General features: G+C 68.3%; 14 protein-coding genes and 1 pseudogene. 10 read left to right on the top strand and 5 right to left on the bottom strand.

Going from position 1 to position 10,435, the window contains the following annotated elements:
• Positions 1-199: pseudogene (locus tag ACFC1R_RS37990) on the bottom strand (alcohol dehydrogenase catalytic domain-containing protein); the annotation flags it as partial.
• A gap of 69 nt (positions 200-268) precedes the next feature.
• Between ACFC1R_RS37990 and ACFC1R_RS37985 the strand changes: the two are divergent.
• Positions 269-448, top strand: coding sequence for a hypothetical protein (locus ACFC1R_RS37985; protein WP_375946292.1), 180 nt, complete (start codon positions 269-271; stop codon positions 446-448).
• 66 nt (positions 449-514) lie between these two features.
• Here the strand turns inward: ACFC1R_RS37985 and ACFC1R_RS37980 are convergent, their stop codons facing one another.
• Both ACFC1R_RS37980 and ACFC1R_RS37975 read right to left on the bottom strand, forming a co-directional pair.
• Positions 515-1,000: a DUF6262 family protein gene (locus tag ACFC1R_RS37980; protein ID WP_375946291.1), complete on the bottom strand. Its 486-nt coding sequence runs from the start codon at positions 998-1,000 to the stop codon at positions 515-517.
• Positions 939-1,283 (bottom strand): DUF4265 domain-containing protein, encoded by a 345-nt coding sequence (locus ACFC1R_RS37975; RefSeq protein ID WP_375946290.1) that lies wholly within the window; start codon positions 1,281-1,283, stop codon positions 939-941. The genes ACFC1R_RS37980 and ACFC1R_RS37975 overlap by 62 nt, the downstream gene beginning before the upstream one ends.
• A gap of 93 nt (positions 1,284-1,376) precedes the next feature.
• Between ACFC1R_RS37975 and ACFC1R_RS37970 the strand changes: the two genes are divergently transcribed.
• Complete coding sequence (locus tag ACFC1R_RS37970; protein WP_375946289.1) at positions 1,377-1,748, top strand: hypothetical protein; 372 nt, start codon at positions 1,377-1,379, stop codon at positions 1,746-1,748.
• 9 nt (positions 1,749-1,757) lie between these two features.
• On the opposite strand, the gene ACFC1R_RS37965 is transcribed toward ACFC1R_RS37970, so the two are convergent.
• A complete protein-coding gene (locus ACFC1R_RS37965; protein WP_375946288.1) occupies positions 1,758-2,822 on the bottom strand; it encodes an ISL3 family transposase in 1,065 nt (354 codons plus the stop codon).
• 28 nt (positions 2,823-2,850) lie between these two features.
• On the opposite strand from ACFC1R_RS37965, the gene ACFC1R_RS37960 reads away from it, so the two are divergent.
• The gene (locus ACFC1R_RS37960) at positions 2,851-3,375 is read left to right on the top strand and encodes a hypothetical protein (RefSeq protein ID WP_375946287.1); all 525 of its coding nucleotides are present in this window, start codon (positions 2,851-2,853) and stop codon (positions 3,373-3,375) included.
• 199 nt (positions 3,376-3,574) lie between these two features.
• Positions 3,575-4,114 carry a hypothetical protein gene (locus tag ACFC1R_RS37955; protein WP_375946286.1) on the top strand — a complete coding sequence of 180 codons (540 nt, stop codon included), beginning with the start codon at positions 3,575-3,577 and terminating at the stop codon, positions 4,112-4,114.
• A gap of 112 nt (positions 4,115-4,226) precedes the next feature.
• On the opposite strand, the gene ACFC1R_RS37950 is transcribed toward ACFC1R_RS37955, so the two are convergent.
• Positions 4,227-4,496: a hypothetical protein gene (locus ACFC1R_RS37950; protein WP_375946285.1), complete on the bottom strand. Its 270-nt coding sequence runs from the start codon at positions 4,494-4,496 to the stop codon at positions 4,227-4,229.
• Positions 4,497-4,857: 361 nt separating this feature from the next.
• Between ACFC1R_RS37950 and ACFC1R_RS37945 the strand changes: the two genes are divergently transcribed.
• From ACFC1R_RS37945 to ltrA, 6 genes are all read left to right on the top strand, one after another.
• Complete coding sequence (locus tag ACFC1R_RS37945) at positions 4,858-5,193, top strand: metalloregulator ArsR/SmtB family transcription factor (RefSeq protein ID WP_375946284.1); 336 nt, start codon at positions 4,858-4,860, stop codon at positions 5,191-5,193.
• Between the two features lie 209 nt (positions 5,194-5,402).
• Positions 5,403-6,182, top strand: a complete 780-nt coding sequence (locus ACFC1R_RS37940; protein ID WP_375946283.1) for a DUF2071 domain-containing protein — start codon at positions 5,403-5,405, stop codon at positions 6,180-6,182.
• Positions 6,179-6,949 (top strand): class I SAM-dependent methyltransferase, encoded by a 771-nt coding sequence (locus ACFC1R_RS37935; RefSeq protein WP_375946282.1) that lies wholly within the window; start codon positions 6,179-6,181, stop codon positions 6,947-6,949. Before ACFC1R_RS37940 ends, ACFC1R_RS37935 begins: the two co-directional genes overlap by 4 nt.
• Complete coding sequence (locus ACFC1R_RS37930) at positions 6,946-7,371, top strand: hypothetical protein (protein ID WP_375946281.1); 426 nt, start codon at positions 6,946-6,948, stop codon at positions 7,369-7,371. Before ACFC1R_RS37935 ends, ACFC1R_RS37930 begins: the two co-directional genes overlap by 4 nt.
• A gap of 103 nt (positions 7,372-7,474) precedes the next feature.
• On the top strand, positions 7,475-8,248 hold the full coding sequence (locus ACFC1R_RS37925) for an IS5 family transposase (protein WP_375946280.1): 774 nt from the start codon (positions 7,475-7,477) through the stop codon (positions 8,246-8,248).
• 501 nt (positions 8,249-8,749) lie between these two features.
• The gene (gene ltrA, locus ACFC1R_RS37920; protein ID WP_375946279.1) at positions 8,750-10,201 is read left to right on the top strand and encodes a group II intron reverse transcriptase/maturase; all 1,452 of its coding nucleotides are present in this window, start codon (positions 8,750-8,752) and stop codon (positions 10,199-10,201) included.
• The last annotated feature ends 234 nt before the right edge of the window (positions 10,202-10,435 follow it).

The following is a 10,435-nucleotide window of genomic DNA, read 5'->3' as shown; positions in this document are numbered from 1 at the left end:
CGCCCGGCAACGGCGCGAGGTTGCGTGCCTCGACGGCCGCGTACTCGGCGAGGGTGCCGTCGCGATGCCAGTCGGTGAGGCCGAACACGCGCTGTTCCACCGAGAGACCCGTCGTGCCGTAGCCGAGGGCGGTGACCACTCCGGCCAGCTCATGTCCGGGGATCGACGGTGTTCGGTCGCGGTCGAGGCGATCGGTCCAGGCGATCGCCCTGGTGGTGACGTCGAAGACATAGATGCAAGGGTTGATCTTGTCCGCTACGTTTTGTCCGTGGCGAATCAGCAGCAGGGCGGCGGCCAGGGCGACATCCTCGACTCCAGGACGTGCGGTTGGTGCGGGGAGGAGATGACCTACCCGCCGCGGTTCTGCCGGGACAGCCAGGAGTTGTGCGCCGCGTGCGGCGCGTGCTTGTGCGACGAGGAGTGCGACTGCCCGCTGACGAACGCGTGACCCGATCCTCGTTTCGCAAACCCCTCCAATCGATCATGGTTCCCACGGCGATTGATGTCCTGCAGGTCAGCTGGGCTGAACCTGGCCAGGCGAGCCGCGGCGGTTGAGCTCGCGGCGGAGGTCGAGGTTCTCGCCGTGGGCCGGTTCCAGTGCGTCCCGTAGTGCCTGGATCTCCTGGCGGTGCTGCTTCTTGAGCCGGGTGATCTGGCTGGTCAGGGCGAGGACGAGGGTGCTCTCCGCGTCCGCAGGGATCGCCGGTGCGGGGAGGGGGCGGGCCTGGGCTCGCAGCTGTTCGATGCGTCCGCGCAGGTCGGGGTGGTTGTAGAGGAAGGCGTGGGAGACGCCGGCCTCGCGCTGGACGGCCTGGAAGGTGATCGCCTCGCCGCGCTTGATCAGCCGCCGGATGGCTTGTTCGGCGGCCGGGGTCTTGGCCTGCGACTTCGCCTTCGCGGCGGCGGTGAGGGTTTGCGTGCGCTTGGAGCGGTGTCGGTCACGGCCGGGTCCTGCGGTGGCGGTTGAGGCCTGCGCTGGCCCTCCAGGCGGCAGTGACACATCCTTCTCCCCGGTGCCACCAACCTTTCGCGTTGCCGTGTTCCAACAGCTTGCGGATCCGCTCGATGTCCGCTTCCGTCGGTATGTCCAGCGCGACCATGCGGAACTGTTCGATGCCCTCGCCGGTGGTGCCGAGCCGGTGAAAGGTCTCCAGCACGGTCTGTTGTGCTGAAGGGCGGAGGCTCAGCCGCGGCCCGACCCAGCAAGGACGATTGACCCCGTCAGGACGGTTCGGGTCAACGACCGGACACGAGAGGGTGGGGAATTGTCTGGCGTTTGGCATGGGGAATTGGCGGCTCTGGCGACGATCATGTGACCATGATGAACGGGCCCCAGATTATCGTCATGATGACGATAATCTGGTAGCTTTGTTGCCATGAGAGTCGTGCTGACCCGAGACAGCGTGTGCATGGGAGATGACGTCGACGCCCCACATGAGGGCGTGTGGGTAGTCGATGAAAACGTCACGATGCAGGACCTGCTGGAGCAATCCGCCGGCTACCTCCTGCGAATGCAGAACGCTTGCTGGGTCGCCTACCTCGGATACGGCCGGGCCGACGGTGAGCCGGTCGCGCTGTTTACGCACGAATGGTCGCGGCCGCGCATGCTGTCTGGTCTGGACATCACTGGTCAGCTCGGCACGCACTCCGGCAAGCTGGAGATCTTTTGGGCGTATCGATCGCAAGTGGACGCGGAATCGCTGTGGCGGGAGATGGGCGGTAGTCAGGCTCAGCCGCTGATCTTGTGATCGGGTGGGTCAGGATCTGTGCAGGATGCGGGTGCGGAGGAGGTCGAAGTTGGCCCGGCCGTACCCGTCCCTTTTGATCCGTTTGACTCTCGTGTTCTGGCCCTCGACCTGGCCGGAGCTCCAGGAGCTGGACAGGCCGGCGATGACGGCGTCCTGGTCCCGGCGCAGGCCGTTGCCCAGGGAGTGCAGTGCGGGGAGGTTGTCGTGTTCGACGCGTTCCATCCAGGCGGGGAGTTCGCTGCCGGTCAGGTCCCGCATCATCGTTGCGAAGTCGCGGACGTGCTGGGCGACCGCGTCCAGTTCGGGACAGCCGGCACGGATCTCTTTGAGCGCGAGGGCGTCCTCGTCCGGGAGGTTGCCAGGGTTCGTCATGATCCATCTGACGATGCGGCGGGGCCGCGGAGCCGGACGCGGTTCTGTCGGCGCGGCGGTGAAGGATTTGAAGGGGCGAATGTAGCGCCGGATGGTCTGGATGCTGCCCCGGAATCCCAGGGCTCGGATTTCCTCGTGGAGTTGTGCGATGTCACGGCAGCCGTCGTTCCACCGCTGATGGAGATGGGCCGTGTACGGGTCGAGAATGCTGACTCTGTTCATCGCGTTGAAGAGCAGCTCGTCGATGCTGGTGGCGCGGGCGAAGCGGCGCACGGTGGACCGGTCCAGCCGGAGTGTCCGGCAGATTCCCTCCAGCGAGCTGCCGTCAGCCAGAAGTTGCTGTACGGCGGCGTACCGCTCCTTCGTTCGCGTCACCAGGCGGCGTTCCCGGCCGCAGACATCGAGCGTAGAGTCGGCTGCGGGCGGCGGAGTCTGACAGATGTCGTCTCCGGGTGGCGGCGTTGCCGGTACGGTGTTCGCGAACACCGTCCGGACGCAGGCGTGATGGGCTTCTACGGTCTTCTCCACCGCTTCGCCGAGGTTCTTCCACAGATGCCAGCCGTCGGCCATCTGCGTCGCCTGCGGGGCGCCGGTGCGGGCACCCTCGGCATAGGCCCCGCCGCGGTCCCTGCAGATGATCTCTACCTCAGGGTGGCCGGCGAGCCAGGCGGCCAGCGGTTCGGGCTCGCGGCCCGGCAGCACGTCGATGGGCCGCCGCCGGGCGGCGGGGATGACCCTGGAGACCGTCCAGCAGGCCCTGCGCAGGGCCTGGGACGAGGAGCGCGCCGCCGACCGGCACGCCGACGCCGGAGACGAGGCCGCCCACGCCACCGCGGCCACCGTCTGCGCCGAGTGGCAGCGCGTACGCGACCACACCGCCGAAACCCGCGCCGACAACTGCGACCCCGACCACGACACCGCCCTCCAGCACGCGCTGCGCGCCGAACGCCACCGCCGGGACGTCGCCGAGTGCGCCCGCGAGGCCGCCCACCAGGCCCGACAGACCACCGACGCCGCCCACCGCCGCCTCGCGGGCACCGCCGCCCAGCCCCTCTACACCGCCCTGGAGCGCGCCGGCCTCTACACGCTGACCGACGACGACCACCAGGCCGTCCGCGACCTCACCCGCCACCTCGACCCCGCAACGCTGCGCCAGGTCATGAGCTGGCTGGAGCGCACCCGCACCGCGGCCCTCACGCTGCGCGCAGGCCAGGCCCCGCCCGCCCGGCCGACGGTGCGCCGCAGCCGGCTGTGACCCGTCCCGCCGGTCCGGGGTGGGACCGGTCGGGTGTGGATAGTTGGCCACTGGTTGGACGGCCTTGTGCAGGTGGTGATCCGGGTTGGAGGTGGTAGTTGGCCAGTCTCGGCAGCGATGGTTGGCGTCCCGCGTCGAGTGCCGTACGGCGCCGGATCGACGACCGGGTGCGCCGAAACCGGTTGACTCGGAGTGAAGGATGGGGAGCGTGATTTCCAAGGAACGAGCGGTCGAGCTGGTTGAGTCCTTGCTGGCGCGGGAGCGGCCGACCTGGGCTTGGGCGAGGCTGATCCCGGAGCTGGCCGTCTACGCGGTCGAGGAGCGGTCGGTCGGGTGGCTTGCTTACTGGACGTCGGCGGAGGGCGCCCGCAACCCTGCTCTGCGCGGGAACCTTCTCGGCGGCCCTTTTCTGGTCGACCGGGAGGATGGGAGCATCCACTTCATTCCCGGCAGCCGTTTGACCGATGACTGGGAGGAGGACTATCTCTGGCAGGCCAAGGGCATCAGGGTGCCCGACCCCCTCGCCGCGGACGTCCGGCACCTCGCGGACTCCGTCGGGACCGCCGCCGCCATGCAGCACCTGCGCAAGCAGGCTCCGCGGATGAGCCTGCAGGAGGCGAAGGCCTACGTGACGATCGTCAGGGCCGGGAGTGAGCCGCCCGAGGAGCTTGCGAGTATCACCCGCGAGCCCAATCCCGACCTGGGCCCGATCGAGACGCTGGCCGGTCCGGTCCGGTAGCAGTCCTGCCGCACGGCCGGGGTCCCGTCAGGCGGGGCAGCCTTGGTCGGGGCTCCGCTTCAAGTGGCGCTGTGGCCAACTGGCCCTGCCGGTGGCCAGGTATCGCTTCCGGTCACATCGGGCGGCTGTGTCCGGTCAGGGTTGTTGTGGGGGGTGAGGCGCAATTCGACGACGGTGTGCCGGTTGTGCCGCTGGTGCGGGGGCGGGGGCTGTCCCAGTCGACTTCGTACAGGACGTCTCCGGGTCGGCCGCCGCGCAGCGGCACGGTGGCGGCGATGCGCCCGTGGTGGGAGGGGACGACCGCGTACTCCACGGCGGCTCCGACGGTCTTGCCGGTGGCGTCGCCGGGGCCGCAGATGCACGTCCGCTCGCGGGACGCCATCGAGGCCTACGCCACGACGCGGCTGGGCTGAACCGGGCCGGGCCGGGCTGATGGTCTGCACGAGAGTGCCACTGGTCGTTCGTCATTCCGTTGCCGACCCTGTCGGGAGCGGGTGCGACCGGGTGCGTTCGAATTTGACTCGAACAGGAGCGCTTCGATTGAAGCGCTCCTGTTTGATTTCTGCTCGACTTCTGGGGTCTCTGTGGCTGCTCCCGAGCGGTGCTGGGCCCAGGGTTTCGCGGGGTGGATCTGCACGCGCGCCCTGGCCGGCGTTGACGGGCTGTCTGGGGTTGGTGGTGCCGAGCAGGACTCAGCACCACCACCTTCTTTCATAGTTAGCTAATGTGCTAAATTCTTCTGCATGAGCACAGTACGCGAGGACGAGGCAGGTGCATTCCGCGCACTGGCTGACCCTACGAGACGTCAGATTCTTGAGGATCTGCGGGACGGTGAGCTCGCGGCCGGGGAGATCGCGAGCCGGTTCGCGATCAGCGCGCCGTCCATCTCCCGGCACCTCGGGGTGCTCAAGGGGGCAGGACTGGTCACCGAACGGCGGGACGGCAACCGCATCCTCTACGCGCTGGCCGAGGAGCGGTTGGCCATGTGCGTCGGACGTTTCCTCAGTGCCGTCTGCCCCGAACAGGTCGTGCTGCGCCACACCAAGTGGCGCAGGGCCGAAGCGAGCGATCCCACCTGACGACCGGGCAGCCCTGACCTGGCCTGCAGCCGGACGATCCGAGCGTCGACGCCCGGCGTGCCTCAAGCGCGCGCTGGGCGGCACTGCTCCGATTCTCCGAAGTCATGCCACCCTGCCGACGGCCAGCCCACAAGCAGGACTGCTGCTACCGGTCGTCGACCGCACAGTCCGGTCGCACCACCCGGCGCGACCGCCGAGAGGATCGACTCATGAAGTACCTGCTGCAACGCCACCCCCTGCCGATGCAGACATCTTTCGCGCATTCCCTCGTACTCACCTACGCGCTGCCACCTGAGCTGCTCGCCCCCCTGGTCCCTCCCGGGCTCACCCTCGACACCTACCGCGACGCGGACGGCGTCGAGCACGGCTTCGTCGCCGCCGCGGTTGTCGACGCAAGGGCACTGCGCCCGTCGTTTCTTCCCGCCGGCCTCGGCCGGGACTTCATCCTTACCGGCTACCGGGTCTTCACTCGCTTCTCCACCCCCGGCGGCCGCACCATGCGCGGCCTGCGTATCCTGCGCAGCGACACCGACCACCGGATGATGGTCCTCGGCGGAAACCTCTTCTCCCGCTACAACTACCACCTCGCCCGCATCGGCACCCGGGTGGTCGACCGGACCCTTGAGTTCAAGGTGATCAGCGCCGACGGCCAAGCCGACCTCCACGTCCGCGCCGACCTGGCGAACACCCCCGCCCCACTCCCCGAGGGCAGCCCGTTCGCCAGCGCCAAGGACGCCCGCCGGTACGCGGGCCCGCTCCCGTACACCTTCGAGTACGAGCCGGAGACCCGGTCGGTGATCGTGGTCAAGGCCACCCGTACGCACTGGGATCCGGTCGCGGTCGCGGTCGACGTTCCCACCCTGACCTTCTTCGAATGTGGACCGTTCGCCGGAACCAGGCCCGTCCTCGCCAACGCCTTCCACGTGAGCGACCTTCAGTACGGCTGGGAATGCGGCTACCGGCGGTCCCTGGACGGGGGATCCCTGTGAGCGCACCTACCGTCCCGCCACCCCCGCGCCCCTCCGGCGTTCGCGAGGTGCTCGCCTACAACTGGCCCATGTACGCCAGCGGGCTGTTCGCCATGGCCGGCGGCCTCGCCCTCGCGACGCGTCTTCCCCGTGTCCCGGCCGCGCTCGCCCGCACGGGCGCGCTGACCGCGGCCGCCCTGCTCGTCAGCAGCACTGCCGCCAGCTGGTGGGTGTACGACCACTCCGAGCTGTACTCCCTCGATTGGCTGTCCGAGCTGCTGCCGGACGGTCCCGGCGACCATCTCGTGGTATCGACCGGTCTCGACGAGACCAGCCATCCATTGGGTGCCCGTCACCCCGGGACTTCCCATACCGTTGTCGACCTCTACGACCCGGCGATCACCACCGAAGGCTCGATCCGGCGCGCCCGCCGACGGGTGCCCCCGCGTCCCGAGACACTGCCCGGCCGACCTTCCCGGCTGCCTGTCGCCACCGGCTCGCAGGACACCGCGTTCGCGGTCTTCGCGCTCCACGAACTGCGCCTGGCAACCGACCGGGAGACGCTGTTCGCAGAGATTACTCGCGCTCTGCGCCCCGGCGGCACACTCGTCCTGGTGGAGCACCTCCGCGACTGGTCCAACACCGCCGTCTTCGGCCCTGGGGCCTGGCACTTCCTGCCCCGCCGCGAATGGCTCCGCCTCGCCCATAGCGCAGGCCTGCGCGCCGTCACCGAACGGCAGATCGCCACCCTGGTTACGGCCTTCGCCTTCCAGCGGAGCCCCGAGTGAGCCACCTGTTCACCCTGGAGGCCCAACTCCGGCTCGTAGGGTTCGCCCTTACCGCCATGGGTGCCTTCCACCTCCTCCTGCCCCGCCTGGTCAACTGGCCCGCCGACCTCGCCGGCACCAGCCTGCTGACCCGCCAGGTCAACTACGCGCACCTGTTCTTCATCGGGCTGACCTGTGTCCTGCTCGGTCTGCTGCCCTTGTGCTACGCCCCCGAGCTTCTGACCCGTACCTCCCTCGGTACTGCTCTGCTGGCGGGCCAGACCCTGTTCTGGGGCACCCGCTGGGCGTTTGAATTCGTCTACTTCTCACCCACCCTGTGGCGCGGAGACCGCTTCCGTACCGCCGGACACATCGGCCTCGCCCTCCTGTGGACCTGGGTGACGGCCGTATTCACGTACGCCCTCCTGTCCAACCTGACCTGAGATGGCGTCACATGGTAAAACTGGCTGGCTCGTCCCTGCTCTAGTGAAGTGCGGTTTTCAGCGAGGGTGTTGACTTCCTGCCACGTTGCGGTGAAGTGGGGGTATGGGTGAGCGCGTCCCGTACCTGAGCGATCTGCCGGATGAGCGATGGGAGCTGATCCGGCCGGTGCTGACGGCGTGGAAGGGCGCGCATCCGTCGGTCAGCGGCCATCAGGGCAGGTACGACCTGCGGGAGATCGTGAACGCGATCGTGTATCAGGCCCGGACCGGCTGTCAGTGGCGCTACCTGCCGCACGACCTCCCGCCACCCAGCGCCGTCCACTACTACTTCGGCACGTGGCGCGATGACGGCACCACCGAGGCCATCTATGACCTGCTGCGCTGGCAGGTCAGTGAGAGCCGGAGGCGGCACGAGGACCCCACCGCCGTCGTCCTGGACTCCCAGACGGTACGCGCCTCGACGAACGCGCCCAAGGAGACGACCGGGCTCGCCCCGGGAAAGAAGAGTCCGGGCCGCAAGCGGGGCATCGCCACCGACGTGCTCGGCCTGATCGTCGCCGTCGTTGTGGTCGCGGTCAGTGTCCACGACAATGCGATCGGGATCAGCCTGCTGCACAGGGTCGTCCACGCCGCGCCCACGGTGACGAAGGCGTGGGTGGACGCCGGCTTCAAGAACGCGGTGGTCGAGCACGGTGCCGCTCTCGGCATCGACGTCGAGATCGTCCAGCGCGAGCCCGGCGCTCGAGGGTTCACGCCGGTGCCCAAGCGATGGGTGGTCGAGCGGGTGCGCCGTGAGGCGCTTGTTGATCGTGTGGAGGTGAGAGACCTGCACCAACCCGCTGTCGCAGCAGTGGGGTTGAAGCTGAGGGCAGCCTGACCTGGGAGGTGCCGGGGAGGGCGGGAGGCAGCCCTGACAAAGCCGGGGCGGGGCCAGTACTGCCAGATGGCTGTGGGCCCGGCGAGCGAGACGGAGAGGTGTACGCGAGAAACCGGTGTGTGAAGCCTCGTAACCAATCCCACCAGCTCGAATCTGGCGGATCTGGGCTGGGAGCGGTGCACGCCCGCCTCGTTCTTCGGGCGGGCGACTTGCGTGGTGGTCTTGTTCGCTGCCGTGCAAGGCCACGGTGAAGGTCTGCGGCGTAACCGTGGCGATGCCGCCGGGGTATAGCCGGGCGCCTACTCCGACAAGCGATCACAAGTGAACACGGGAACCGTCCCGGTCCCGCCACGGGCCGCGCATCCGGCGCGGAGATCCGGGCTGGGCCCATCGTCGGCCGAACGGGCCGGGGCGGGGCGGAGCCGCCGTAGTAGTCCGAGCGCGGGAAAGCCGCGTACATGGCGAAGGGCGGCAGCGGGTTACAAGTAGAAGGGGACTGCAATGCTCGAAGACGCCGGGGTGGAGACCCCGGCCGTGCAGCACGCCGCGCCGCTGGTGCGTCCGCTGCGGGTACGGGAGATGCAGGCCAAACTGCACCGCTGGGCGGCGGCCGATCCCGGCTGCCGCTTCGATGATCTGTACCACCTGGTGTGCGACCGCAGGTTCCTCGCGATGGCGTGGGACCGGGTCGCCGGCAACACCGGTGCCCGCACCGCTGGCGTGGACCGGGCCACGGTCCGCTCCATCGCCGAGCAGGTGGGCGTGGAGGTGTTCCTGAACCAACTGCGTGAGCAGTTACGGCAGCGGACGTTCCGTCCGCTGCCGGTGCGCGAACGGACGATTCCCAAGCACGGCGGGAAGCTGAGGAGCCTCGGCATCCCCACCGTGGCCGACCGCGTGGTCCAGGCAGCACTGAAACTGGTGCTGGAGCCCATCTTCGAGGCCGACTTCGAGTCGGTCTCTTACGGGTTCCGACCCGACCGGAGGGCACACGACGCGATCGCCGAGATCCATTTCTGGGGCACCCAAGGCTACCGCCAAGTCCTGGATGCGGACATCGAGGCGTGCTTCGACTCAATCGACCACACGGCCCTGATGGACCGGGTGCGCTCCCGAGTCAAGGACAAGCGCGTGCTCGCCCTGGTCAAGGCGTTCCTCAAGGCCGGGATCCTGCGGGAGACCGGGCTGATGGAACCGTCCGAGACCGGCACCCCGCAAGGCGGAGTCCTCTCCCCGCTGCTGGCCAACATCGCTCTGTCCGCGCTCGACGAGCACGTGATGGGGCCGTGGAAGCCGGGCGGGACGATGTCCAGCGACTCTCGCCGCTTCACGCGGGTGGCCAAGAACCTGCCCAACTGGCGGATCGTGCGCTACGCGGACGATTTCGTCGTGCTGGTCAGGGGCGAACGCCACCACGTGGAGGCGTTGAGAACGGAGATCGGCGAGGTTCTCGCCCCGCTTGGACTGCGCCTGTCGCCGTCCAAGACACGCGTGGTGCACATGGCTGACGGGTTCGACTTCCTCGGCTTCCACATCAAGTGGATGCGCAAACGGGGAACGGACAAGTGCTACGTCTATACGTTCATCGCGGACAAGCCTGTCCGCGAGTTGAAGCGGAAGATCAGGGCACTGACCCACAGGAGGTCCCAGGTCCCGTTCGCCGCCGTACTGTCGAGGATCAATCAGATCCTGCGCGGCTGGGCCAACTACTTCAAGCATGCCGTCGCCAAACACACGTTCAACGCTCTGCGTTCGTTCGTGTGGTGGCGAGTGGTCAACATGATCACTTATCGGCGGCGCATGACGTGGACGGCTCTGCGCCGACAGTTCAAAGGCCCCCAGGGCTGGCGGCAGATCGCCTTGGACGGAGTCGAGTTGTTCAACATCGCCGCGGTGACGGTCACCCGCTACCGCTGGCGAGGCCTGAGCATCCCGACGCCGTGGGCCGCATAAGATCATCGATCCACCGGCAGCAACCCGTGGAGAGCCGGATGCGGTGAGAGTCGCACGTCCGGTTCGGTGAGCGGTCCGGGGAAACGGAACCAGGGAAAACCTGGTCACCGCGCCCCGGGCCGACTCTCCACCCTGGGCGCGCTCATGCTCCACCGGCGCCTGGTGCGCGACTTCGAGTCGAAGCCGGCCAGCTCGGTCGCAATGATCCACTGGTCCATGACCGACGTCATGCTC

The sequence above is a fragment of the Kitasatospora sp. NPDC056138 genome (assembly GCF_042264695.1).
Classification (GTDB): Bacteria; Actinomycetota; Actinomycetes; order Streptomycetales; family Streptomycetaceae; genus Kitasatospora.
The sequence above is the reverse complement of the archived record's forward strand: the minus strand, read 5'-3'. Positions and strand labels throughout refer to the sequence as shown.

Coding starts and splice junctions, on each gene's coding strand:
- ACFC1R_RS37975 (WP_375946290.1), bottom strand. CDS start 1,283: ATGCCAAACGCCAGACAATTCCCCACCCTCTCGTGTCCGGTCGTTGAC.
- ACFC1R_RS37970 (WP_375946289.1), top strand. CDS start 1,377: ATGAGAGTCGTGCTGACCCGAGACAGCGTGTGCATGGGAGATGACGTC.
- ACFC1R_RS37960 (WP_375946287.1), top strand. CDS start 2,851: ATGACCCTGGAGACCGTCCAGCAGGCCCTGCGCAGGGCCTGGGACGAG.
- ACFC1R_RS37955 (WP_375946286.1), top strand. CDS start 3,575: ATGGGGAGCGTGATTTCCAAGGAACGAGCGGTCGAGCTGGTTGAGTCC.
- ACFC1R_RS37950 (WP_375946285.1), bottom strand. CDS start 4,496: ATGGCGTCCCGCGAGCGGACGTGCATCTGCGGCCCCGGCGACGCCACC.
- ACFC1R_RS37945 (WP_375946284.1), top strand. CDS start 4,858: ATGAGCACAGTACGCGAGGACGAGGCAGGTGCATTCCGCGCACTGGCT.
- ACFC1R_RS37940 (WP_375946283.1), top strand. CDS start 5,403: ATGAAGTACCTGCTGCAACGCCACCCCCTGCCGATGCAGACATCTTTC.
- ACFC1R_RS37925 (WP_375946280.1), top strand. CDS start 7,475: ATGGGTGAGCGCGTCCCGTACCTGAGCGATCTGCCGGATGAGCGATGG.
- ltrA (WP_375946279.1), top strand. CDS start 8,750: ATGCTCGAAGACGCCGGGGTGGAGACCCCGGCCGTGCAGCACGCCGCG.